Source organism: Paenibacillus gyeongsangnamensis, from assembly GCF_027533625.1.
Classification (GTDB): Bacteria; Bacillota; Bacilli; order Paenibacillales; family NBRC-103111; genus Paenibacillus_G; species Paenibacillus_G gyeongsangnamensis.
This window is the reverse complement of the sequence record NZ_JAQAGZ010000003.1, coordinates 157,462-180,510: the sequence shown is the minus strand read 5'-3', so window position 1 is coordinate 180,510 and position 23,049 is coordinate 157,462. Positions and strand designations below refer to the sequence as shown.

Annotated in this window: 22 protein-coding genes, 1 tRNA gene and 1 pseudogene; 7 read left to right on the top strand and 17 right to left on the bottom strand. The window is 52.9% G+C overall.

Features of this window, described 5'->3' with window-relative positions; translation table 11 throughout:
• Position 1 precedes the first annotated feature (1 nt).
• Positions 2–1,315, bottom strand: a complete 1,314-nt coding sequence (locus tag O9H85_RS05700) for an MBL fold metallo-hydrolase (RefSeq protein ID WP_269880319.1) — start codon at positions 1,313–1,315, stop codon at positions 2–4.
• A gap of 107 nt (positions 1,316–1,422) precedes the next feature.
• Positions 1,423–1,611 (bottom strand): annotated as a pseudogene (locus O9H85_RS05695) (ATP-binding cassette domain-containing protein); the annotation flags it as partial.
• Between the two features lie 179 nt (positions 1,612–1,790).
• Between O9H85_RS05695 and O9H85_RS05690 the strand changes: the two are divergent.
• Together O9H85_RS05690 and O9H85_RS05685 are read left to right on the top strand one after the other, a co-directional pair.
• A complete protein-coding gene (locus O9H85_RS05690; protein ID WP_269880318.1) occupies positions 1,791–2,681 on the top strand; it encodes a LysR substrate-binding domain-containing protein in 891 nt (296 codons plus the stop codon).
• Positions 2,682–2,751: 70 nt separating this feature from the next.
• Positions 2,752–2,967, top strand: coding sequence for a hypothetical protein (locus O9H85_RS05685; protein WP_269880317.1), 216 nt, complete (start codon positions 2,752–2,754; stop codon positions 2,965–2,967).
• Between the two features lie 433 nt (positions 2,968–3,400).
• Here O9H85_RS05685 and O9H85_RS05680 read toward each other — a convergent pair.
• A tRNA-Ala gene (locus tag O9H85_RS05680) sits at positions 3,401–3,473 on the bottom strand.
• A gap of 100 nt (positions 3,474–3,573) precedes the next feature.
• A complete protein-coding gene (gene nrdR, locus O9H85_RS05675; RefSeq protein WP_269880316.1) occupies positions 3,574–4,053 on the bottom strand; it encodes a transcriptional regulator NrdR in 480 nt (159 codons plus the stop codon).
• Between the two features lie 97 nt (positions 4,054–4,150).
• Between nrdR and O9H85_RS05670 the strand changes: the two genes are divergently transcribed.
• Entirely contained in the window at positions 4,151–4,375 is a 225-nt protein-coding gene (locus tag O9H85_RS05670; RefSeq protein WP_269880315.1) for an alpha/beta-type small acid-soluble spore protein, read from the top strand.
• Between the two features lie 97 nt (positions 4,376–4,472).
• Here the strand turns inward: O9H85_RS05670 and O9H85_RS05665 are convergent, their stop codons facing one another.
• From O9H85_RS05665 to polA, 5 genes are all read right to left on the bottom strand, one after another.
• Positions 4,473–5,048, bottom strand: a complete 576-nt coding sequence (locus O9H85_RS05665) for a lytic transglycosylase domain-containing protein (protein ID WP_269880314.1) — start codon at positions 5,046–5,048, stop codon at positions 4,473–4,475.
• On the bottom strand, positions 5,045–5,641 hold the full coding sequence (gene coaE, locus O9H85_RS05660) for a dephospho-CoA kinase (RefSeq protein WP_269880313.1): 597 nt from the start codon (positions 5,639–5,641) through the stop codon (positions 5,045–5,047). Before coaE ends, O9H85_RS05665 begins: the two co-directional genes overlap by 4 nt.
• A 24-nt stretch (positions 5,642–5,665) precedes the next feature.
• On the bottom strand, positions 5,666–6,355 hold the full coding sequence (gene ytaF / locus O9H85_RS05655) for a sporulation membrane protein YtaF (RefSeq protein ID WP_269880312.1): 690 nt from the start codon (positions 6,353–6,355) through the stop codon (positions 5,666–5,668).
• Between the two features lie 97 nt (positions 6,356–6,452).
• Positions 6,453–7,304: a DNA-formamidopyrimidine glycosylase gene (gene mutM, locus O9H85_RS05650; RefSeq protein ID WP_269880311.1), complete on the bottom strand. Its 852-nt coding sequence runs from the start codon at positions 7,302–7,304 to the stop codon at positions 6,453–6,455.
• Between the two features lie 36 nt (positions 7,305–7,340).
• The gene (gene polA / locus O9H85_RS05645) at positions 7,341–10,031 is read right to left on the bottom strand and encodes a DNA polymerase I (protein WP_269880310.1); all 2,691 of its coding nucleotides are present in this window, start codon (positions 10,029–10,031) and stop codon (positions 7,341–7,343) included.
• 180 nt (positions 10,032–10,211) lie between these two features.
• Between polA and O9H85_RS05640 the strand changes: the two genes are divergently transcribed.
• Positions 10,212–10,985 carry an HAD family hydrolase gene (locus tag O9H85_RS05640; RefSeq protein WP_269880309.1) on the top strand — a complete coding sequence of 258 codons (774 nt, stop codon included), beginning with the start codon at positions 10,212–10,214 and terminating at the stop codon, positions 10,983–10,985.
• On the opposite strand, the gene O9H85_RS05635 is transcribed toward O9H85_RS05640, so the two are convergent.
• Positions 10,955–12,784 carry a bifunctional diguanylate cyclase/phosphodiesterase gene (locus O9H85_RS05635; RefSeq protein WP_269880308.1) on the bottom strand — a complete coding sequence of 610 codons (1,830 nt, stop codon included), beginning with the start codon at positions 12,782–12,784 and terminating at the stop codon, positions 10,955–10,957. The genes O9H85_RS05640 and O9H85_RS05635 overlap by 31 nt on opposite strands.
• Before the next feature lie 115 nt (positions 12,785–12,899).
• On the opposite strand from O9H85_RS05635, the gene O9H85_RS05630 reads away from it, so the two are divergent.
• A complete protein-coding gene (locus O9H85_RS05630; protein ID WP_269880307.1) occupies positions 12,900–13,286 on the top strand; it encodes a hypothetical protein in 387 nt (128 codons plus the stop codon).
• Here the strand turns inward: O9H85_RS05630 and phoU are convergent.
• The 5 genes from phoU to O9H85_RS05605 form a co-directional block, all read right to left on the bottom strand.
• Positions 13,283–13,942: a phosphate signaling complex protein PhoU gene (gene phoU / locus O9H85_RS05625; protein WP_269880306.1), complete on the bottom strand. Its 660-nt coding sequence runs from the start codon at positions 13,940–13,942 to the stop codon at positions 13,283–13,285. The genes O9H85_RS05630 and phoU overlap by 4 nt on opposite strands.
• Before the next feature lie 33 nt (positions 13,943–13,975).
• Positions 13,976–14,737: a phosphate ABC transporter ATP-binding protein PstB gene (gene pstB, locus O9H85_RS05620; protein WP_269880305.1), complete on the bottom strand. Its 762-nt coding sequence runs from the start codon at positions 14,735–14,737 to the stop codon at positions 13,976–13,978.
• Positions 14,738–14,739: 2 nt separating this feature from the next.
• Positions 14,740–15,597: a phosphate ABC transporter permease PstA gene (gene pstA / locus O9H85_RS05615; protein WP_269880304.1), complete on the bottom strand. Its 858-nt coding sequence runs from the start codon at positions 15,595–15,597 to the stop codon at positions 14,740–14,742.
• Positions 15,594–16,532 (bottom strand): phosphate ABC transporter permease subunit PstC, encoded by a 939-nt coding sequence (gene pstC, locus O9H85_RS05610; RefSeq protein WP_269880303.1) that lies wholly within the window; start codon positions 16,530–16,532, stop codon positions 15,594–15,596. Before pstC ends, pstA begins: the two co-directional genes overlap by 4 nt.
• 264 nt (positions 16,533–16,796) lie before the next feature.
• On the bottom strand, positions 16,797–17,726 hold the full coding sequence (locus O9H85_RS05605; RefSeq protein WP_269880302.1) for a phosphate ABC transporter substrate-binding protein PstS family protein: 930 nt from the start codon (positions 17,724–17,726) through the stop codon (positions 16,797–16,799).
• Positions 17,727–17,937: 211 nt separating this feature from the next.
• Here O9H85_RS05605 and O9H85_RS05600 point away from each other — a divergent pair, with 211 nt between their 5' ends.
• Positions 17,938–19,899 (top strand): methyl-accepting chemotaxis protein, encoded by a 1,962-nt coding sequence (locus tag O9H85_RS05600; protein WP_269880300.1) that lies wholly within the window; start codon positions 17,938–17,940, stop codon positions 19,897–19,899.
• A 626-nt stretch (positions 19,900–20,525) separates the two neighbouring features.
• Positions 20,526–20,795, top strand: a complete 270-nt coding sequence (locus tag O9H85_RS37695; RefSeq protein WP_409348108.1) for an S-layer homology domain-containing protein — start codon at positions 20,526–20,528, stop codon at positions 20,793–20,795.
• Positions 20,796–21,069: 274 nt separating this feature from the next.
• Here the strand turns inward: O9H85_RS37695 and O9H85_RS05595 are convergent, their stop codons facing one another.
• Entirely contained in the window at positions 21,070–22,290 is a 1,221-nt protein-coding gene (locus O9H85_RS05595) for a multidrug effflux MFS transporter (RefSeq protein ID WP_269880299.1), read from the bottom strand.
• 4 nt (positions 22,291–22,294) lie between these two features.
• A complete protein-coding gene (locus O9H85_RS05590; protein ID WP_269880298.1) occupies positions 22,295–22,771 on the bottom strand; it encodes a MarR family winged helix-turn-helix transcriptional regulator in 477 nt (158 codons plus the stop codon).
• Between the last annotated feature and the right edge of the window lie 278 nt (positions 22,772–23,049).

Genomic DNA, 23,049 nt, shown 5'->3' with positions numbered 1-23,049 from the left:
ATTAATCCGTAATCAAGATCGAATCTCCGGGAGAGAGTGAATGAATGCCTTGATATCGCTCTCCAGCAAGTACAGCAGCCACCTCATCCGTCAATGATTTCTTTCCATGAACAAGCACAGTATACGTGCTGTCTAGCGCATCGATCATTCTCCTTGCATCATTGATTCCTTGATGAACCTTATACCGGATCCATTCCACCCGGCATTCCGCATCTGCTCCCTCTTCCAGCAGCCTGCGTGCGAAGCTTCCGGGAGCTAAATGACCAGTTAGAATTACGGTATTACGCCCATTGCTGCGCAGTTTGTTATAGTACCATTGGGCCAGTGCCGATTGCATCATCCCGTCGACAGTAAGAATGGCGCATGGACCTTCTTGAGCGAGAAACGCTTGGCGCTCCGCAGGATTAGCTGCGACACAGATTCTATTGTCCTCCAAAAGCTCTCGAATGCTCCGCTCTGCCCCCGGCTTCAACCAATCCGTCCAATGCAGCATTTGTTCCAGAGCGTCTGCAATCTCCTTTTCCGCCATAACCCTGATATCTGGAAAAGTGATCGTAAGCCAGAGCAGCAAATCCTGCCCTCTTCCGAACGGAGGGACGGGTAGTAACAGCTTGCCGTCTTGTAGGAACGTTGTTTGTGCCAGTTTCTCAAGGCAGGCCAGTTTTGCCTCTTGCTTCTCCGTTTCAATTCCGTATGCAGCATCAATCAGTGACAACTCAACCTTCCGTTGGCTCGGTACCGGAAAATTGGATGGCCAATCCGCGGTCAGCAAGTACGATTCGACGGAGTAGTCCCCAGAGAAAAATACTAAGACACCTTCCATGTCAAGCAGCAGCCAGACCGATCCTAACAAATGACCGCTTTTCCCCCATAGTACACGTAGTCCCGGCATAATATCGAGCCACTCGCCTGGCGGAACCTCTTCATCCAAATACGCGATCCGGATGGAACCAATATGCTCTTCTTGATAAGGCAGCTCCGCCGAATGGGACTCCACATAATTGCGCCAAGAAGTAAAGTAGCTGGGCAGCTGCTCTGCTGTCGCCCGGGTCATCCAGACCTTCCCTGTGTACCCCAACTTATACAAAAAAGGGATTGCCATAGAGTGATCCTCATGGGCATGTGAAAGGAAAACGGCTTGGAGCTCCGCTACATCCTCCTCCAAAAGCAGCGGATAGCTGCCTGCCCCTTCCTTCTTCACTCCGCAATCGAGAAGCACACTCAAACCATCTTGTTTCAGAAAATAACAGGAGCGTCCATGTTCTCCTGCGCCACCCCAAACAGCAGCCTCTAATTTGTAATTGTTATCTTTCATTAAACATTCCACTTTCTTTTGGAGCTTAAGTAATTAATGCCCAGCAGCATAATGGTCGTAAGACCTACGGTCACAACCGCCATGGCCATGCCGAGCGAAACTTTGCCATCGCCGATCCGAATCTCACCTTGATCGGGAGTCTCAAGACCTGCAATCATTCGGAGCAGCGTCGTCTTGCCGCATCCTGACGGTCCCAGAAGGGTCGTAATCTGCCCCTTGCGGATGCATAGGCTGGTAGGATGCAGAGCTTGAACCTGATCGTACTTTTTCTCTAACCCCTGGGTAATGACATCCATGAAAATTCACCTTCTTCCATTTGGGAAACTAGGATCATTGTAAATTTTGAAAATCATGATAATGTTATCCCGAAGTTAATACTATGTAAAAAATATCAATGAATATTGTTATTCATCATAGAAATTATCTATAATGTATCTTGAGAAACGGTTCTACTACTCCCTGGGAGGAAGCATATATGAATGTTCATTTGCAGAAACTTGAAATTATCGAGCTGCTTGATCAGCATAAAAAAATAACGGCAGTCGCGGAGACTCTCGGTTTGAAGCAGCCTACCGTTACATTCCACATGAAAAGCTTGGAACAGGAGCTTGGCGTCCAATTGTTTGAAACGCGCTCCGGTAAAACGATGCTTACCGATGCCGGTCAAGCCTTCAAGCATTATGCGGTCAAAATCAATGCGCTCGCAAGAGAAGCGGAGCGAGTTGTAAGAGAATTTCAGGAATTGGGCCAAGGTACGCTTCGAATCGGAGCCAGCTATGTGCCCGGAACTTATATCCTTCCGAACCTGATCAGCCGCTTTGCCAAATCTTATCCGCGAATTACTTTATCCTTGTCCGTCAAGACGGCGCCCGTGATTCAAGAGAAGCTGCTGAACCACGAAATTGACCTTGGCCTTTTCTCTACGGAACCGTTTCAGCTTCCGCCGCTTTCGGCGCATGCCTTGTGCGAGGATGAGCTCGTGGTCATCTTCGCCCCTACTCATAAGCTGAATGAGCAGCCGCAATTATGCACGGAAATGCTGGCCGGGGAACCGTTCCTGATGCACAGTCCGGAATCGAGTACCAGAGGAATGACTGAGAAATGGGCACGGACAAACGGCGTTCGTCTGAATGCCGTGATGGAAATGGATTCCCTTGAAGCGATCAAGCAGGTCGCAATGAAGGGTGAAGCAATCTCCTTCTTATCCAGGTTGGCTGTACAAAGAGAGGTTGAACGCGGAGAACTCGTATACCGCCCCATTCCTCAAAACGATTACAAACGGTATATCTATTATGCTTATAACCTGAATCGCCACTCCTCCTCGCTTCTGGATGCCTTCATTGACCGGCTTTCGGAGTTGCAATAACAACATTCCGTATGGAGCTCCGATAGCATAACACTGGCTATTATGTTGTAATACCATATGAATCCGTCGGTTGAGCATGGTGCTGCTTCGATTGTATTCCATTACGAAAGTCATCATGAGGTCGGTAGATGATCACGATTTCCAAGAAAAACAAAAACGGCAGCCTGCGGATCGGCTGGGTGGAGTGCAGCAAAAAGTATGGAGGCAAGGATTAAATCCCCGTACAAACCGGCTCAGCGCGAAATGGATCGAGGACGACGAAAAGAGTGTTGTACAGCGGCTATGAGGAAATATACCGCGAGATTAAAAACTTTGGCACCCTAGAAGATCCGCATGACTGCGGCGGTACAAATGGGTTAGCTCGGCCCGGGGCGTGCTGGAAGGAAGCGGTAGGTGGTACCTAGATGAATGGGGGATAAATGGATACTGGATCCTTTTATTTCGGAAGATATCGTGGAACAGCCTACGGATATACTATTCTAGCTACAGCGGTACCGTATGGGTCCCGGAGAAGCCGCTGACGGAATGAAGGGCTGCGGAAACCGAAACACAGGAATTATAATAACAGGCGCGTATATCCCCGGGGTAAAACCTGCACCTTCTGTATACGGGGTTGTTATCCTTCATCGTTAGCCAATATGCGGAAATGCTTCAGTCATCCTTAGGGCTTCGCCAAAATAAAAAAGCAGCCATAACGGCTGCATTGTTATATATTTGTATGGAGCCTAGGGGGATCGAACCCCTGACCTCATCGCTGCCAGCGATGCGCTCTCCCAGCTGAGCTAAGGCCCCGTATTTTATTTGCCTTGCGGCGACAAAAACGATCATATCACAGTGCCCAGGGGCTTGTCAACGTTTTTTATCAACCAGCTCGACTGGCGGGCGGAGCTGGTTATTTCCCCATATCTCCGCCGACCTGGTTCTTGCCGAGCAGCTCGTTCAGCTCTTTCATAAACATGTTGATGTCCTTGAATTGACGGTACACCGATGCGAAACGAATATAGGCGACTTCGTCGACCGGATACAGCTCGCTCATAAGAATTTCACCGATCTCCCGGCTGTCCACCTCGGCCTGGGCCGTGTTGCGCAGCTGCTTTTCGACTTCGGAGACGATCATCTCCAGACGCTCCATGGAGACCGGCCGCTTCTCGCAAGCCCGTATCAGGCCTCGAAGAATTTTCTCGCGGCTGAACTCCTCCCGGCTGCCGTCCTTCTTAATGACGATCAGCGGCGTCTCCTCCACCATCTCGAAGGTGGTGAACCGCTTCTGGCACTTCTCGCACTCGCGGCGCCGGCGGATCGATTTGTTCTCGTTCGCGGAACGGGAATCCAAAACCTTCGTTCCGGGATAATCACAATAAGGGCACTTCATTAGCTTACTCCTTCTCATAAATTGCCATTGTATCGGTGTAATGAACAGCGCGGAAACGCGCATAATAGATTTACTAACGACAAGGAGGTGAAAAGATATGGGTGCAGGACAATCCCGTAGCAGCAACGTATTGGTTGTTCCTCAAGCAAATGCAGCGTTGGATCAACTGAAATACGAAGTAGCCAACGAATTGGGTATTGCTATTCCCCAAGACGGTTACATGGGTAACATGGCTACTCGTGATGCTGGTGCGATCGGTGGTAACATTACTCGTCGCCTGGTGCAAATCGCCGAGCAATCGCTGGCTGGTCAATTCAAATAATAACACGTTTTAAGGAATACGCAAGAAGTATTGGACAACCGCTTCCTTAAAGAAGCATGTCCAATACTTCTTTGCTTTTGCCCCCTCGGGCTTACCGTTAACGGGCATCCCATTCCTGTTTATAAAACTTCACATATTTATCGTGATAGTACATGACCCGCTGTACATAATGCCTGGTTTCCCCGTATGGGATGGTATCCGCTCCCTTGAGGGTACCGTCCCATTCGCGCTCCTGAAGCCAGCGGCTGACCTTGCCGTGCCCTGCGTTGTAGCCCGCGATGACGGCGATCATATTGCCGTTGAATTGCTTTTGCATCCAATCCAAATACCAGGCGCCCAGCTCGATGCTTACGGACGGGTCATGCAGCTGATCCCTATACTTATCGGAGAAACGAGCCTTGTCGATGATCCAATCGGACGTATCGGGCATGAGCTGCATGAGGCCATAGGCGCCCTTCTTGGATACCGTTTGCAGCTTATAATTCGACTCGACCCGGATAATTGCCGCAATCAAGAACGGATCCAGTTGGTACTTGTCCGCCATTTGGCGAATTTCCTTATCGTACCGAATCGGGTACATAAACCGGCCCACCGCAGAGCTGCTTAAAAAAAGAAAAATGACAAAACCGATCAGCAAAAGTGCGAATACGCGTTTCTTCCGCCAGAAGCTCATCCCAGCCCCCTCTCCGTCCAAAAAAGCTCGATCTGACGCTCCGTCTCGTCGAGCGATCCCGAATTATCGATAAGCACATCCGCTCGCAGCTTCTTCTCCTCGATCGGTATCTGCGACGCGAGACGCTTCTCGGCCTCTTCCGCTGTGAGGCCATCCCGCTCCATTAACCGCGCCAGCTGGACGCCGCGCGGCACATAGACAACCAGCACCTCCGAGAACATCGCTTCGAGCTTCGACTCATACAATAGCGGCACATCCACGATCACCAGCTTGTCCGGATAACGGGCTTCATACGCCTCCATCCGGCTTCGCATGGTCGCACGAATCGGAGGATGCAGGATTTGCTCCAGTGCCCGGCGCGCTTCCGGATCGCCGAAGATGCGCTCCCCCAGCTTCTTCCGGTGAAGCGACCCGTCCGGCAGGAGCAGGTCTTCGCCGAATCTGGCGATGACCTCAGCCAGAACGGGGGTGCCGGGTTCGACGACCTCACGCGCGATCCGGTCCGCGTCTACGAGCAGCGCGCCCCGGCGGACCAGCATGGAGGAGACGGTGCTTTTGCCGCAGGCGATTCCCCCGGTTAATCCGATATTCATGCCTTAAGCTCCTAACCATATAGATTAAAACAATTTCATGATACCCATAATAATCAAAACAAATCCGGGAAGGACAGACATTTTACGCAGCCATTTCATTCCGGCGTACCGGAATCCGACGTTCAGTCCAATGCTAAGAAATGTGCCGCTGGCTAAGGCTATGACCGAAGCCGTCAGCCAAGGGGTATATCCAAGCAACGCAGCGCCGATTCCCGCTCCGAAAGCGTCAAGGGACAGCGCAAGTCCCAGCAGGGTAGCTTCATAAGGAGAGATGTAGCCGGAGCGATCCATATCGGCGATCGACGGAGTCTTTAAGATCTGAATGACCAGGCCGAAGCGTCTCAGCTCGATATTGATGATCTTTCGGGCGAAAGCCTCCGTCCCGATCGGAGCTGAAGCTGCACCCATGTCCAGCTTCACATTCTCTGAAGCCCCCTCTTCCTTCTTCCCGGTGATGATCTGATAGAGCGCCCACAAGCCGATCCCCATCAAAATGGAGGCACCGATGCTTTTGGCTGCAGCCGGCGATACGAAGCGGCTCATCAGAACCCCGACCTGCATGGAGGAGAAAATGATAAGTCCCGACCAACAAGAGATAATGGCTACGGACGGCAGCGGAATCCGGATTTTACGCAATCCGTACATTACGCCGACGCCGAAGCCGTCCAAACTTACGGCAAATGCCAGAAACAACAGGGATAAGAAGTGCAGCATTACGAATACCTCCTTAACCGGTAGCTCACCCTCTACTATATGGGCGGTTAAGGAAGGATGTGCAATAAATCAGGACATTATACGGAGTCTGAGGCTGTTAACCTTTGGCCGCGCGGCGGCGTTTGCGAGGCTGGCACTTCGGACAGAAATGCGTGCCGCGGCCCCCGACGACGGTCTTCTCAATGGCATGTCCGCACTGCTGGCAGGCTTCGTCCTTGCGTCCGTACATCTTCAGTTGATGCTGGAACATCCCGATCTCTCCCTGGCCGTTGACATAGGATTTGACCGACGAGCCTCCGGCCGCCACCGCCTCCTTCAGCGTAAGCACGATCGCTTCATGCAGCCGCTTCAGCTCCGGTCCGGTCAGAGTATTCGCTGCCCTCTCGGGATGGATCCCAGCCAGGAAGAGGGACTCATCCACATAAATATTCCCGATGCCGACAATGTATTCCTGATTGAGCAGGAGCGGCTTGATGCGAGTCGTCCGATGGGCGACCGCCTTCCGGAACGCGTCCAGTGTAAAGGCATCGTCCAAAGGCTCCAGGCCGAGCTTTTTGAGCGGCAGCTCCTGAAGGTCCTCGTCCCGCGGAAAAATATGCATCGTTCCGAATTGCCGTACATCTTTATAGCGCAGCTCGGTTCCATCAGTGAAATGAAAGATGACATGGGTATGCGGCTCCAGCGGCTCCTCCGCCTCATATACCCCGTAGCGTCCCTCCATCCGAAGATGGGAGACAAGCGTATAATGATCGAACATCAGCCGCAGAAATTTGCCCCGGCGTTCCACCGACGTGATCGTCTCCCCCTGCAGCAGCAGGCTGAAGGCTTCGATATCGTCAGGCCGTTGTATGATTCTGGGCAGGCGGACGGTAACCCGTTCGACGGTTTTGCCGACTACCAGCTGCTGAAGTGTTCTCCGGACCGTTTCTACCTCGGGTAATTCCGGCATGATGTCTGTCTCCTTTGCTTACCGATGAACTAAACGTTATTTGGCTTCGTACCAATTGGCGCCGTCGTCTGCTTCGACCTTCAGGGGAACGTCCAGCTTCAGCGCGTGCTCCATTACTTCGGCGACCATCGCCCGCATCAGCCCGAGCTCTTCCTCCGGCACCTCCAGCACCAGTTCGTCGTGCACCTGGAGCAGCATCCGGCTGCGTACCCCTTCCCTCTTCATCCGTTCATCGAGCTGAACCATCGCCAGCTTGATGATATCGGCCGCGGTGCCTTGAATCGGCGTATTCATCGCCGTCCGTTCGGCGAACGAACGCAGATTGAAGTTGGAGGCATTGATTTCCGGCAGGTAACGGCGGCGCTGCAGCAGCGTCGTGACGTAGCCGTCCTGACGGGCTTTTTTGACAATATCGTCCATGTAAGCCCGAACCCCTTGGAATACGGCAAAATATTGCTCGATAAACTTCGCCGCATCCTTCCGGGTAATGTTCAGGTTCTGGGACAAGCCGTAATCGCTGATGCCGTACACGATGCCGAAATTTACAGCCTTCGCCTGGCGCCGCATGTTCGAGTCGACCTCGGACTCCGTTACGCCGAACACGTCCATGGCGGTCTTCGTATGAATGTCCATGTCGTTGCGGAACGCTTCGATCAGCTTCTCGTCCTGTGAGATATGCGCCAGCACGCGCAGCTCGATCTGCGAATAATCGGCCGTCAGGATGCGCCAGCCCGGCTCGGAAGGCACGAACACCTTGCGGATCTTGCGCCCCTCCTCCAGCCGGATCGGAATATTCTGCAGATTCGGGTATTGGCTGCTGAGGCGGCCCGTCGCCGCGATCGTCTGTCTGTAATACGTATGCACTTTGCCGGTGCCCGGGCGGACCTCCTTGAGCAGTCCTTCCACATAGGTGGATTGGAGCTTCGCGAGCGTCCGGTAATGCAATATGTTACCGACCATCGGATGATACGGCTCAAGCTTCTCGAGCACCTCGGCATCCGTCGAATAGCCGGTTTTCGTCTTCTTCACAATCGGCAGCTCCAGCTTCTCGAACAAGATCTCGCCAAGCTGCTTCGGCGAATTAATATTGAATTCCATGCCCACCGATTCGTAGATCGACTGCATGATTTCTTCAAGCCGGCCCGCCAGCTCCTGCCCGTAGCGCTTCAGCTCCTCCGCGTCGACGCGGATGCCCTTGCGCTCCATCTCGGAGAGCACCAGCGCAAGCGGCAGCTCCAGCTCGTAGAACAGGCTGGCCATGCCGGCCGATTCTATCGCTTCCTTCTGCTTCGGAGCGAGCAGCTCCACCGCCGCCGCCTTCCGGCACAGATAGCCGCAGACTGTTTCGTCATCAGGCACCTTGAACTTCGCTCCCTTGCCGAACACATCCTCGTCGGCCGGAAGGGACGGAAGCCCGTAGCGCTTTGATAGGCCGCCCAGCGTCAGCGCCGAATCAGTCGGATCGAGCAGGTATCCCGCCAGCAGCGTATCGAACTTGACGCCCCCCAGCGTATAGTCTTCCCAGGAGAGCGCAACGAAGACGCGGTGAAGGTCATGGACGGCGATGCTTTTGTCTTCCGAGGCAAGCCATTGTTTCAGCGCGGCAACGCTGGTGTGAGCCGCCTGCTCCTTCAGCACCCGGAACGGCACATAGTAGCAAACCGGCTTCGCTGCCGCTTGCTCCGAGCCTCCTGTATAAAAGGCCAGGCCCAGCACCTCGCTGATATGCGGGTTATCCCCGATCACTTCCACGTGCAGGGCGCTGACGTCCTTAAGCGCCTCCGCCAGCGTGTCCAAACGGTTCGCTGTAATCAGCACCGGCTCGATGTCGAGTGCCTCTGAAGAGTCCTGGCCGGCCGCTCCGGCTCCCAAATCCATCTTCTCCAGCAGCGATTTGAACTCCAGCCTGCGGAACATATCTCCCAAGGCATATCCTTCATAGCCTGTATACTTCAGCTCGTCCCATCCCAGGTCCAGCGGCACTTCGCGGAAGATGGTCGCAAGCTGCTTGCTCAGCCGGGCGTCACCGGCGTGCTGGGCGACCTTCTCGCCCATCTTGCCCTTGAGGCTTGCGGCATGCTCCAGCACCTGTTCTACGGAGCCGTACTCATGGAGCAGCTTAAGCGCCGTCTTCTCTCCTACCCCGGGAATCCCCGGAATATTATCGGAAGGGTCGCCCATCAGCCCTTTCAAATCGATAATTTGGAGCGGCTTCAGCCCGTATTTCTCGTCGATATGCGCAGGATCGAATAGCTCCACCTCGCTGATGCCCTTGCGCGTCAAGGCGATCGTCACTTGGCTTGAAGCCAGCTGCAGCATATCTTTATCGCCTGTCACGACGACGACTTCGAGGCCATTCTGCTCATCGGCCATTTGGGTCAGCGTTCCGATGATATCGTCCGCTTCATAGCCGTCCAGCTCGAAATGCCGGATACCGAAAGACGACAGCAGCTCGCGCAGCACCGGGAACTGTTCGGACAGCTCGGGCGGCGTCTTCTCGCGTCCACCCTTGTATTCGGCGTAATCTTTATGTCTGAACGTCGCCTTCCCGGCATCGAACGCCACCAGGAAATGCGTCGGTTTCTGTTCTTCCAGCAGCTTCAGCAGCATCGTGGTAAAACCGAAGAGCGCATTCGTATGAAGCCCCTGCGAATTGCTAAGCAGCGGCAGCGCGAAAAAAGCGCGATACGCGATGCTGTTACCGTCGATCAAAACTAATTTGGACATCCCTGCACCCCAATCTGGCATACTAACTGCTTATACCATGATAGCATAGGACGGCAAAAGAAAAAAAGCTTTCATCCTGTCCTGACGAGGGGTGAGGAGCGTTCCGCCCGCATAAAATGACTTATAACTCGATCCTTGGAGCCCATGCGTCCCGTCTTAGGAGATCGGAGGTAAGTCCCGATGAACGAAAGAACCCCCCTGCCAGGCAAAAGCGTTATTTTTTTCGATGTGAACCAGACGTTGATTCGGCAAAATATCAGTTTTGAGACGAGCTTCCGCGAAGTATGGAAGGATTATACGGCGAGATGGTATTCCGATTCCGTGCCGAGCCCGGAGGAGCTCTGGCAGCATTACTTGAACGAGTGGCAGCAGCGCAAGAAGCTGCGTACCGCTTTGCTCCCTCTCGATGATGTGCAGCATCAATGCCTTGTCGAAGCGCTCCGCCCGTGGGACGTGCCCGTTTCCGCCTCCATGCTCCGCAGCTTTATGCAAGAGGTTCGCCTGCGCCAGGTCAGAGCCAAGACGCCCGCCCCCGGAACCCTGGAAACACTGGATGCGCTGGCCGGCAAATACCGGCTTGCCATCATCAGCAACAGCCCCAGAGACGAGGTGCTGCTGCTGCTCTCCCGCTTCGGACTGACGAAATATTTCCCCGAAGCCTCCATCTTCACCGCCTCGAAGACTTCCGAGAAGAAGCCGGCGCCCGCCTTGTTCAAGGCGGCCCTCAGCGCGCTTCAGCTTCCCCCGAAGCAGGCTGTTATGGTCGGCAATTCATGGAAGCACGATATCGTCGGCGCAGTGAAAGCTGGCATGGATGCCGTCTGGCTGAACGGTTCGGTCGAGCCTTACAGCCATCCGGAAGCAAAAAAAGTTTCCCGGCAGAAGCTCGGGAAACGGTATGTTTTTCTAATACGGACATTGACTCAGCTTCCGTCGCTATTGTCGGAGCCATAAAGGTCCTCATCTTCCGGCTCGCTGCCGATGCTAGTCAGGTAATAGATGCTTCCTTTTTGAGACTTGGCCTGCTTCTTCAGCCTGGCGGAAGCCTTGGAAATCTGCTCGGCCGTGATCGCCGCCGACGTCCGGCAGATGACGAGAGATAAGGAAAGCGTCACTCCTTCGCTCTTGATGCGGTTGCCGCTGCGGTCTTCCACATAGCTCCATTCTTCCGAATCATAGAAGATTTCGACGCCTTGATCGAAGCGCCGGATAATTTCCTCGCACAGCTTCTCCGGAGAGTCGGTCGTTGACATGATAATGAAGTCGTCTCCGCCGATGTGGCCGATGAAATCCAGCGGTCTTCCGAGCACCGCAATCGATTGCTGCAGGCAATCCGCCGTGAACTGGATGAGCTGGTCGCCCTTGTGGAAGCCGTAGCGGTCATTGTACCATTTGAAATAGTCAAGGTCCGCGTAGATGACGGAAAACATCTTACGGTTCGTCAGACGCTTGTTCAGCTCTCTATGGATTTGCATATTGCCGGGGAGCCCGGTGAGCGGACTGGCTACCTTGGCCGTCTCCATCCGCGCATTGGTAATGCACTCCAGGATGCTCCGGATGGAAGCCGTTCCTTTCATTAGTCCTTTGCTTGTAATGACGACCAGATCGTACAGATTGCTGATCTCCCGGGAGGTTGCGAGCTGGGATACATGCTCCACGGGCGTGCTCTCGTCCACAATGAGCGGCTTCGCGTCCATGATCTGCTCGATGGGCCGGTTCCAGAAGAGGGAGAAGCCGTATTGTCCCGCCAGCTGTTGAAACAAACGGTCCCGCATGATCAAGCCGACCGGAACGTCAGCCGATACGATAACGGCGCCCAGCGCATTCAGATTATCCTTGAAATATTGGGCAACCTGCGAAATGGGGGTCTTGCGGTCGAACCTCTGGCTCGGAGCGGACAGATCACCGATGGACCAAAGGCTTCCCGCCGTATCATACTGCTTGCGGTAGCGCAGAATCATGTCCTGCATCCCTTCCGGCAGCACCGCCATGTCCTTCCCCGGCCGTCCGAGCAAATAGCCTTGGCCGTAATGAACGCCCATTCTCGTCAGCTTGACGAGCTCTTCGGTCGTCTCGATCCCTTCGGCGATCAGCGAAATATCCAGCTTCTGCGCGAAAGTAACGAGTGTTTCCAATATGTATTCTTTGATTTTCTTCTGATGCACGCCTTCGACGAGCGAACGGTCCACCTTAATAAAATCCGGATGGAGCTCGGCTATCGCCTGAAGCGATGAATAACCGGCACCGGCATCGTCGATCGCAATCCGGTAGCCTTGGCTCCGGTAATGCTCCAGAATTTTCTTCGCGGATTCGAAATCCTCAATCGAGCTTCGCTCCGTGATCTCGAATACGACCTGCTGCGGACGCAGTCCCCGGCTCTCCAGAAGCTCCAGCGTTCTCCCCGGGACGAAATGCGGGTCTTTCAAGATATGGGCGGAGACATTGATGAAGATCAGCTGATCTCCGCCGCCGACGAATGCGTTCTGAATCGCCTTCTGCCGGGCCAACCGGTCCAAAGGATACAAAAGTCCTGCTTTCTCGGCTTCCTCGAAGAGAGGAAGCGGAGAGTGCAGGACGCTCTGCTCCGGTCCCCGGGTGAGCGCTTCATAGCCGAGAATTTGACCGTCGGTTAAGGAAACGATAGGCTGATACACGGAAACGATACGCTGATGATCCAGAATATCCGCCAGCTCGCGCCGAATCGCCTCGGCACTATGCGTAAATGATGTTTTCAACTCCTGCTGGATTGCCATCTTGCATCCCTACTTCATCCATTTCTTTTTTACTACTATACCATAGGAAAATAATCCTAATGTTAACTTGCAAGTCCCGGATTATTAAATTTGTGTAAACAGAGGAGGCTTGGCAATGGACGCCAGGATAAACGGCTACGCTGTCCAGGCTGCCCTGGAAACCCATGAAATAGAGAAATCTGCCTTGGTACTCCGGTGGGGTATCCCCTTCCGGCCGCTGTTGTTACCCGTAAAATTTTCAATTTATTCGCTATGCAGCGGTCATTTTCCGATAACAAAGGCGGACGCTATCGCTCCTACAGGGGATATCCCACCTACCACCATTGCATTTTTCTACTTATCCGGGTTTCACGTCAATCTGAACGGCTACGCCTTCCTTGTCTTACAAGAACCAGCGCGTTTATCAAGGTTGATGCGAAGCTATAAGTTGCGAAAACTAATAAATTTTTATCAACTGAAAAAACCGAAGGACATAAATTCGTCCTCCGGTTCGGCCTGCTAAATATTCAAATCCTTCCGCTTTCCCGTCACCATGTAAATAACGCCTTCGCCGATATTCGTCGTATGGTCCGCCACCCGCTCCAGGAAATGCGCCGTCAGGAGCAGCTGTGTCAGCTGGCGGTTGACCGCGATATCGGAGCCCATCAGCTTAAGCAGATCGTTCGCGAGGCCGCTATACAGCTTGTCGACCTCATCGTCCTTCTCCGCCAGCGTCGCCGCGCGGTGCACGTTGCGCTCGGTATATGCGAGCAGGCTTTCCCTCAGCATCGCTTGCGTCAGCTCCGCCATCCGCGGAATATCCACGAGCGGCTTAACGAGCGCTTCCCCATTCAAGCGCAGACAGATCTTGGCGATATCGACCGCATGATCGGCGATACGCTCCAGATCCGTTGCAATCTTCAGTGCCGTGCTGATGATGCGAAGGTCGCTGGCCATCGGCTGCTGCAGCGCGATCAGCCGCAGCGAATTTTCTTCGATGTGAATCATCATCTCATCGATTTGGTCGTCCGCTTCGATCGTCCGGCGGGCCAGGTTCTCGTCTTGACGAGCCAGAGCATCCACCGCCTGAAAGATCATGCTCTCCACTTGCTTCCCCATATGCAGAAGGGTTTCTTGCAATTGATCCAGCGATTGATGAAAGTTAATCCGGTTATCCAATCGTTACACCCCTTTACTGTACCGGATCGACGATTAGCCGAAACGTCCGGTAATGTAGTCTTCGGTCCGTTGATCCGTCGGCGTTGTAAAAATTTTATCGGTTTTATCTGATTCTACCAGTACTCCGTTCAGGAAGAAAGAGGTATAATCGGAAATTCGTGCCGCTTGCTGCATATTATGCGTTACGATAATGATCGTGTATTTGTCTTTGAGCACTTGCGTCAGCTCCTCCACCTTGAGCGTGGAGATCGGATCGAGCGCCGAGGTAGGTTCGTCCATGAGCAGCACATCCGGTTCAACCGCAAGAAGACGGGCGATACAAAGCCGCTGCTGTTGTCCGCCGGAGAGCCCGAGCGCGGATTTGTTCAACCGGTCTTTAACCTCATCCCACAACGCGGCTTGCTGCAGACTGCGCTCCACGATTTCGTCGAGGACGGCCTTCTTCTTTTGTCCGTGAATACGCGGACCGTAAGCGATATTGTCATAGATGCTCATCGGAAACGGATTCGGGCGCTGGAACACCATGCCGACTTTTTTACGCAAGGAAACGACATCGGTGCTGCCGTCGTAAATATTTTGCCCGTCTACGAAAATATTGCCGTTGATCCGGACATTGTCGATCAAATCGTTCATGCGGTTCAGCGTCCGCAGAAACGTCGATTTGCCGCAGCCGGACGGCCCGATCAGGGCAACGATGGAATTGCTGTCTATGGTGAGCCCGATATTATGCAGGGCATGGTTATCGCCGTAATATAGGTTCAAATTTTCCACTTTAATTTTATGCGCTTCAGCCATCTTTATTTCCCTCCGGACAATTTTTTCTGCAGGTACCGGCTAGGAATGCCGATGAGCAGGTTGAATACGAGCACGACAAGCAGGAGCAGCGCGGCGCTGCCTTGAGCGATGTCTTTGGCATCCGGAACAAGCGCCTCGGATTGAATATACCACAAATGCGTGGACAGCGTTTCGCCCATACTAAAGATATTGAAATCCGGCGTTTTTCTGGAAACGGACAAACCCGCAGTATAAATCAGGATGGCGGATTCGCCCAGCGCGCGTCCGGCCACCAGCGTAATGCCGGTAATGAGTGTTGGCAGCGCGGCAGGAATCAGTACCTTGCGGATCGCCTGCCAGCGGGTCGAGCCAAGCGCAAGCGAAGCTTCCCAGTACGATTCCGGAACGGCGCGGATCGCTTCCTCCGTTACCCGTACGAGAACCGGCAAATTCAGCAGAGAGACCGTAGCCGCGCCGCCGATAATCGAGAACTTCCAGCCGGCCCAGTTCACGAAGAGCAGGAAGCCGAACAAGCCGAATACGATGGAAGGAACGGACGAAAGCGCCTCGACTGAAATGCGGACAAGGTCCGTAAATCGGCTCTTTTTGGCGTATATCGCAAGATACACTCCGGCTCCGACGCCGATCGGCGAGGAAATAAGAAGAGAAAGGAATAAGATATAGAAGGAGTTGAACAACTGCGGTCCTACCCCTCCCCCGGCCATCAATTCCTCCGGACGCCCGGTGATGAAATGCCAGGACAGCTTAGGAAGCCCGTCACCCAGAATGCGGATCAGGAACCAGGCCAGAAGCAGCATAATGATAATGCCTGATGCCCAGAAAAAGCCTGTAGCGATACGGTCGGTCGTTTTGCTGTTCATTTCACTTCGCTCCTCTTTGCAACGATTCGGATAACCAGGATCAACAGCAGCGAAATCAACAGCAGAACGAGAGCCATCAGGAAGAGGGCATTGTTCCATGTACTTCCGTAATTCGTGTTCCCCATATCTTTCACGATTGCGGTGGTTAATACCGTGGTAGAATCCAGCAGTGACTTCGGCATCTGCGGGGAGTTCCCGATAACCATGAACACAGCCATCGTCTCGCCGATGGAGCGCCCCATGCCAAGAATAACGCCGGTCAGAATGCCGGGACGGGCGGCCGGAATAAGCACGCGCCAGATCGTCTGCCAGCGGGTGGCGCCAAGCGCCAGCGAAGCCTCTTCCAAGCGGCCGGGCAATGCGCGGATCGCGTCTTCGGTGATGGACAGAATCGTCGGGAGAATCATGACCGCCAAAATAATGGCCGCAGGCAGAATCCCGTAACCGAGGCCATCATTGAATTTTGCAAGAAAAGGTACGATGATCGTGAGGCCGATCAGACCGTAAACGACGGACGGAATGCCGACGAACAGATCCGTAGCCGGACGCATAATTTCGCGTACCCAACTCGGAGCGATCTTTGCCAGGAATACCGCCCCGGAGAGCGCCAGCGGCAAAGACATCAGCACGGAAAGCAGTGTAAGCAGCAGGGTACTGTACAGAAATGCAAAAACTCCGAATTTATTTTGTGAAGGAGTCCAATCCGAAGAGAAGAAGAACTCCAGTGGTGTCACTCCCGTGAACGTCTTAATGCCCTGCCATCCGACAAAGGCGATGATCGAAAAAATAATGACCGACACGAGCACGGCGCTTCCGACAAAGATCCAGCGCATGAGGCGGTCGTTCCGATTCTGCCAGCGGGTCCAGCGGCTTGTATTGGAGTTATTCTTATGGTGCTCGTTACTATCCGTCAGCTGGTCGGCGAACGAATTCATTTGCAATTCCCCCTGCATTCATGATTTCCTTGTGAAACCGGAATTTGTAAATCTAGGTCCGGTCAATCCGCGGTCCTTTATCAGGACATACTTTATCATCATAGAGGATGATTGTAAGGGCAGCAACATAGAATTGTTAAGAGAATGTAAAAATTATTGAAAATACGACATCTACGTCGCCGTTCTTCAAAATTCTCCAAAGCGCACAAAAAAAGCAGGGACTTAAGCGTCTCTGCTTTTTTGTGTGTAATTATAGCTTTATGATTATTTCTTCAACAGGTTGGCCGGCAGGAAGCCTGCTTTTTCAACAAAGTTGTTTTGGAAATCGTCGCTCATCATGTAATCCAGGAATGCTTTGGCTGCGCCTTTCGGCTCACCTTTCGTATAAGAATGTTCGATACCGAACAGCGGGTATTGGCCGCCTTTAATCGAGTCTTTGCTGAATGCAACGCCGTCGAACTTAACAGCCTTCACGTCGCCTTTGATGTATGGCGTATCTACATAACCGATAGAGTTTTTCGTTTGACCTACAGCCGTTGCCACCGCGCCGCTGGAATCTTGCGTTACGCCGTCTTTAGTAAACTCTTGTCCGCCAAGCACGATTTGTTTAACCAATGCTTTCGAGCCGGAACCGTCCGGACGGTGAACGAGTACGATCTTCGCGTCGTCGCCGCCTACTTCTTTCCAGTTGGTGATTTTGCCCATGTAAATGTCGGCTGCTTGTTGTTTGGTCAGGTTATCTACTTTCACGTCTTTGTTAACGATCAGAGCGAAAGGAGCCACAGCCACGATGTGGTCAACCAGGCCTTTGTCTTTGTATTCAGGACCAGCTTCGACGTCGGAATTACCGATATCAGATGTGCCGTCAGCTACGTTCTTCACACCTTGACCGGAACCGCCGGCGGTAGGATTGATTGTCGCTTTAGGATTTTTCTTCATGAATTCTTCGCCAGCAACTTTAACCAGGGGAAGCAGGGCGCTGGAGCCGGAAGCCGTTACCGTTCCTTCCACCGGAGCGGCGGAATCTGCAGGCTTCGTTGCGCTAGTGCTAGGAGCCGGAGTGGAAGCGCCAGGCGTTGTCGTTTTATCACCGGCGGCAGGTGTTTGTGTTTTGCCGCAAGCAGAGAGTACCCCCACGGATAATACGGTTACCATTGCGATTGTAAAGCCTTTTTTCGACAGCTGTTTAAACATTTCAGCTTGTCCTCCCTTTTTTTGTTCGTTTGTTGTTTACTTGGACATCTTATCAAGCATTTGTAAAGTTTAAACCCGCGAAACGTAAAGCGAATGTAAAAGTTTTGGAACGACAAAATTTACGCATGATTTACATAAACCGTCCATTCCCTTAATACTTTGGACCTATGATGTAGGCAGTATTCATATATTCATTAAACGGAGGGCTAGTATGAATCGGATTAACAAATTAGACGGGTCTCTGTTGAAGCGTTCTTTGGAAAGAACGGGCGGCCGGACATTAAAAGGTAAGCTGATCGCCGGCTTATCTGGCATCATGCTGATGTTCCTGCTGGTCGGTATGTACAATTTAATGCAGGTACACACGGTAGAATCGGAGCTGCAGCAGCAAAACGACAAGGTGGAGCTAAAGCTGATGGCGCTGGAGCTGAAGGAAATGGTTCAAGAGCTCAATATTATCGCCTCCGGCCTTGAGATCTCCAAGAAAACCGAATACATATCGAAATACAACGAGAAACGAAAATTGTACGACAGCATGATCAAACGCATCGGCGAAACCGCCGATACCGATGAGAAGGCGTTATGGCGCAGTAAACTGCTCCTGCTAACGGGCGAATATACCAATACGTTCGATACCGCCTCGAAGCTGATCCAAGACAAGAATATTACGCCGAAAGATTTGGATACGAATATGGAGTACTTATATAATGAATCGCAAAGGCTGATGGGTGAAATCTTCACCTATGTTGACCAATTTTACGTTTCTTATTCCAAGGATTCGGAGACCGCGATAGCCCGGACGAAGGATACCTTGAACGCAACGGTCAATCTGATGATTGCGGCGTTTATCCTCGCTGCCGTAAGCGGAGCGGCCATCGGCTACGTGCTTATCCGTTCGTTCACAGCACCGATTCAAAGGCTGCAGCACGCCGTCGGCCGGATCGCTGCGGGCGATTTGACACATACGATTCAGAGCCAAGCGCAGGACGAGCTCGGGATGCTGAGCCGGGGCTTCGATCATATGGTCCGTGAAGTGCGAAGCATGCTCACGAATACGCAATCAATCGCCTCTTCCTTGTCCGAGCATTCCCGCTCCTTCCGCGAGTTCTCCTCCGCGACGGCTTTATCCAATAAGGATATCGTCCGGGCGATCCAGGAAATCTCAACCGGGGCGGAGCAGCAGGCCCACCAATCGGAACAAAGCTCGTACATTATCACCGAGCTGGAGGAGCAGCTGGCAAATATCTCTTCCTTTACCGATACGATGCAGCGCAAGAGCCGCGAAGCCGCCTTCCATACGCATACCGGCTCCACGTCCATGGCAGCGCTCGGAGACGCGTCGAAACATTCTGAGACCGTGCTGTATAAGGTATATGCCTCCATGGAGGAACTGTCGCGCAACTCCGCCCACATCGGCAAAATCGTGGCGAGCATCACGGATATCTCGGCACAGACAAATGTGCTTGCATTGAATGCCGCCATCGAAGCGGCCAGGGCGGGCGTCCACGGCCGCGGGTTCTCCGTCATCGCGGACGAAGTGCGCCAGCTGTCCGCCCAGACGAACGAATCGTCCAAGACGATCGCCAAGATCGTACAAACGCTGCAGAGCCAAATGTCCGAGCTCGACGCCGCGCTGTCCGGGGCCAAGCAATCGTTCGAGCAGCAGAATGCCAAGATGTCGGACAGTCATGAAGCGTTTCAGCAAATTCGGGTTTCCATGGACGAGCTGTCCGGCCATATCGATCAGATCCATCTTCGGATTACGGATGCGAAATCGAAGAACGCCTCGCTGGTGGAATCGGTACAATATGTAGCCGCCATTGCCGAAGAAACGGCAGCCAGCGTACAAGAGGTTAACTCCTCCTCCGTCGAGCAGGATCAGGCGATCCACCAAATTGCCCGCGAGTCCGATGATATTCTAACCCTGGCGCAGCAATTGTTCAGTCAAATCCAGCGCTTCCAGATCGCCGGGACGGATGAGGATACGAATGCGGGTGGCCATCCTCCGGATGCCGCTAATCCGCATCTAGCAATGCCTGCTGAATCGGAAGACATGACACAAGCATCCGACCGCTCTTCCTCCGCGGCACCGGCCAAGGCAAATTCCGAAAAATCCAAGGACGAAGAGCAGGCCTGCAAGCAGGAAAAGGAGAAAGAGCTTGTCCCGGTATAATGCTCGTGTAAAGGAACGCTAAGGAAACGTCATCCTTAGCGTTCTATATATATTAAATAAGGATGCTTTACCCTTCCGGCGAAGAGTAAAGCATCCTTTTTTCTATTTCGTATGAGAGCACGGTGGATTAATTAATGGTAATCGCATCTTTTTGTCAGGTCGTGCTGCTGTCTTTTCTCAGCTTGATTGTTGCCGCTCCGGATACTCCTGATTTGATTCGGCCAATCGATGCTTTTCACGTCTTTCATGGAAGGAAAAGCCGCTTCATTATATGTATTGTATTCTCCCCTGGCAGCTCCCGATTAGTCCAATTATTGGAAAAATAGTTATATGCTATAGTCATTATATAATATTCGACATAATTCAACTTATTTACAAGAAATTAACGTGAATATTCAATTTAACTCAGTATAATTTTACGGGATAAAACAAAATTTATCCAAATAGAAAAAGGAGGATTGAAATATAGTAGAAATGTACTAATCAAGTAGTACTTTAGAAGCTTGCACCTTTTTCAACCTTTTCATGTAAACTTTTTATTAAAATATTTTAAAGGCGGGTTATAAGCTTGAAAATGTTTCGAAAGACGCTTAACTTGTTTCTAGCTGCTGCACTTATAGTTCCCAATGTTAAGGCCTTACCCCAGGAGCTTAGCAGCACCGGCATCAGACTTATCGAAGCATTGGGCTAAGGATCAGATTGGCGCTTGGACAGCACTTGATTTAGCCGAAGGCTATCTGGACGGAACTTTTAAACCGGACAGCAGCATTACTAGAACAGAATTTATGGCATTAGTTAATAGAGTGTTTAACTACACTGCGAAAGCAGAAATTAACTTTAAAGATGTAGCTGCTTTAGGATCTGGAAAGCAGGGCTCCTTTCTTGACGGCTCTTGAAATCGCAGACAATACGTCAACAAGATGGGCCTAACTGCGCTTGGAAGATGGGCAGGTACCGTCATGAGACTCCTTCATTGCTTCCTTTAGAGCTCGGCATGATCCTTCTGGTGCTGCTTTGCTACCCGATTACTCGTCTATATCCAAATCTTCCTGTAAAAAATTGGACCCCATTCTCGCTGATCTTCATGCTGTACCTGCCCCTGCTTCAGCTATGAGCTCTAGCGGTACGGGACTGGATGCGAAGAACGGGCGTCGCAATAATCGATAGGTTCTACCCCTTCCGGGCCCGGACGATCATCAACCAATAACAAAGTACCGCGCCCAGATCCGCAGCGGCAATGACGACACCCATCGGTACGGCCGTACCGCTTCCTCCGATGCCGACCAGAGGAGCTACGAGTCCCCCGGTAATAAGGGACAAAAGGCCTTGAAGCGCGGAGGCGCTCCCCGCCGATTTCCCCTGCTTCTGCATCGCCAGCGAGAACGAAGTCGTGCTCACAATGCCTACGCTCGATACGACCATAAAGAGCGAGGGCAGAACGGCATACAACCCTGCGCCCGTCGAGATGGCCGTCAGGAGCAACAGTCCCCCCGCCGCCGCATAGATCAATCCCGCAACGAGAAGCTTCGTCTCGCCGACCTTACCGGCCAGCCTGCCCGTTATTTGCCCGGCGATGATGATGCCAAGACCGTTCGTGGCAAAGATCAAGCTGAACATTTGCGGGGATGCGCCGAATAAATCCTGAATGACGAACGGCGAGCCGGAAATGTATGCGAACATCGCCGCGGATACGAGGCCTTGCGATAAAGCGTAGCCCATGAAGCTGCGGTCGCGCAGCAGACGCCAGAAGGTGGCTAACGTGTTCTTCATTCCCGCTTTGGAGCGCCGCTCCGCGGGCAGCGTCTCCGGCAAGCCGAACCATACGGCAACCATCATGATTGCGCCGATGACGCCGAGGACAACGAATACGCCGGTCCACGGCGTAACCTTTAGCAGCTGGGCACCCGCAATCGGGGCCATGATCGGAGCCACTCCGTTCACCAGCATGAGCAGCGCAAAAAATTTGGTCAGCTCCGTTCCGGAATACATATCTCTGACCACGGCTCTGGAGATGACGATGCCGGCGGAACCGGCCGCCCCCTGAATGAAACGGAGCACGATCAACGCTTCAATGGAACGGCTCATGGAGCATAGGAAAGAAGCCACGGCATAAAGGATAAGTCCGAGCATTAGCGGCGCGCGCCGTCCGCGCACGTCACTGAGCGGTCCGGCTACGAGCTGCCCCGTGGCCAGACCGACAAGGCAGGCGGTCAGGCTAAGCTGGGTAAGCGAAGGATTGGCATGCAGGTCCTGTGCAAGCGTAGGAAGCGCAGGCAAGTACATGTCAATGGATAAAGGCCCGAAGGCAGCCAGCGAACCGAGCACCGCAGCCATCCAAAGACGGCGCGAGCGGGCGGGCGATTCGGTTTGCAGCTTTGCATTTGGAATCATTCAGCTATTCCACATCCTGTCTTTTATTAGTCAAATTGCTATTTTCGTGCTTCAGTTGCTCCAGCTCGTCATGCATCTGCAGCAGCAGCCCCCGGAGCACCCGCTTCTCGTCTGCGTTAAAGCGAGCGAAGCAGCGATCCTCAATATCGCGCAGCACACTTTTGACCGCGGTGGTCGCCGTGCGTCCCTTATCGGTCAAATAGACGCGGGATACGCGGTAATTGCCGGCGTCCGGCCTACGCTCCAGCAGCCCGGATTTCTCCATCCGGCCGATCATCACGTTCAGAGTGGCCGGCTGAAGATTGACTTTATAGGCGAGCTCCTTCTGGATCTGCCCATCCTGCTCGGTCAGCCGCATCAGCACGGGCGGTTGGCCGGGATAGACGCCGTATTCTTGAATCAGCAGATCCACGTTAAGCCGGTACAGCCGGTACACGTGGCTCAATAAGTGCGTTAATGCCTGGGAATAGTCGAATTCCACAGCAGCACCCCCTTCCGATTAGCTGGCTAATCGACATTATTGTAGTGTGCTTCCCCCAAGGATGTCAATGCTTTTGTAAGCAAAAAAAGAGCTGCTAGAAGCAGCTCTGTGAAACTAGGGTCCTCATTGGTTCGGAGGTTCGTTATAGCCAGTCACTTGGCCGCCGGCACTCCGCTTGTGAATCCAGGTTCATTAGTATTGAACCTGGATTCACTAAAACCCGGCCGGCAGCCGTTTTGCGCGCTGTAGTGATCCTCCGTTCGCTAGTAATGAGCCTG

Excerpts from the sequence above, each read along its gene's own strand:
- O9H85_RS05700 (WP_269880319.1), bottom strand. The coding sequence starts at position 1,315 with ATGAAAGATAACAATTACAAATTAGAGGCTGCTGTTTGGGGTGGCGCA.
- O9H85_RS05690 (WP_269880318.1), top strand. The coding sequence starts at position 1,791 with ATGAATGTTCATTTGCAGAAACTTGAAATTATCGAGCTGCTTGATCAG.
- nrdR (WP_269880316.1), bottom strand. The coding sequence starts at position 4,053 with ATGAAGTGCCCTTATTGTGATTATCCCGGAACGAAGGTTTTGGATTCC.
- O9H85_RS05670 (WP_269880315.1), top strand. The coding sequence starts at position 4,151 with ATGGGTGCAGGACAATCCCGTAGCAGCAACGTATTGGTTGTTCCTCAA.
- O9H85_RS05665 (WP_269880314.1), bottom strand. The coding sequence starts at position 5,048 with ATGAGCTTCTGGCGGAAGAAACGCGTATTCGCACTTTTGCTGATCGGT.
- coaE (WP_269880313.1), bottom strand. The coding sequence starts at position 5,641 with ATGAATATCGGATTAACCGGGGGAATCGCCTGCGGCAAAAGCACCGTC.
- ytaF (WP_269880312.1), bottom strand. The coding sequence starts at position 6,355 with ATGCTGCACTTCTTATCCCTGTTGTTTCTGGCATTTGCCGTAAGTTTG.
- mutM (WP_269880311.1), bottom strand. The coding sequence starts at position 7,304 with ATGCCGGAATTACCCGAGGTAGAAACGGTCCGGAGAACACTTCAGCAG.
- polA (WP_269880310.1), bottom strand. The coding sequence starts at position 10,031 with ATGTCCAAATTAGTTTTGATCGACGGTAACAGCATCGCGTATCGCGCT.
- O9H85_RS05640 (WP_269880309.1), top strand. The coding sequence starts at position 10,212 with ATGAACGAAAGAACCCCCCTGCCAGGCAAAAGCGTTATTTTTTTCGAT.
- O9H85_RS05635 (WP_269880308.1), bottom strand. The coding sequence starts at position 12,784 with ATGGCAATCCAGCAGGAGTTGAAAACATCATTTACGCATAGTGCCGAG.
- O9H85_RS05630 (WP_269880307.1), top strand. The coding sequence starts at position 12,900 with ATGGACGCCAGGATAAACGGCTACGCTGTCCAGGCTGCCCTGGAAACC.
- pstB (WP_269880305.1), bottom strand. The coding sequence starts at position 14,737 with ATGGCTGAAGCGCATAAAATTAAAGTGGAAAATTTGAACCTATATTAC.
- pstA (WP_269880304.1), bottom strand. The coding sequence starts at position 15,597 with ATGAACAGCAAAACGACCGACCGTATCGCTACAGGCTTTTTCTGGGCA.
- pstC (WP_269880303.1), bottom strand. The coding sequence starts at position 16,532 with ATGAATTCGTTCGCCGACCAGCTGACGGATAGTAACGAGCACCATAAG.
- O9H85_RS05605 (WP_269880302.1), bottom strand. The coding sequence starts at position 17,726 with ATGTTTAAACAGCTGTCGAAAAAAGGCTTTACAATCGCAATGGTAACC.
- O9H85_RS05600 (WP_269880300.1), top strand. The coding sequence starts at position 17,938 with ATGAATCGGATTAACAAATTAGACGGGTCTCTGTTGAAGCGTTCTTTG.
- O9H85_RS37695 (WP_409348108.1), top strand. The coding sequence starts at position 20,526 with ATGTTAAGGCCTTACCCCAGGAGCTTAGCAGCACCGGCATCAGACTTA.
- O9H85_RS05595 (WP_269880299.1), bottom strand. The coding sequence starts at position 22,290 with ATGATTCCAAATGCAAAGCTGCAAACCGAATCGCCCGCCCGCTCGCGC.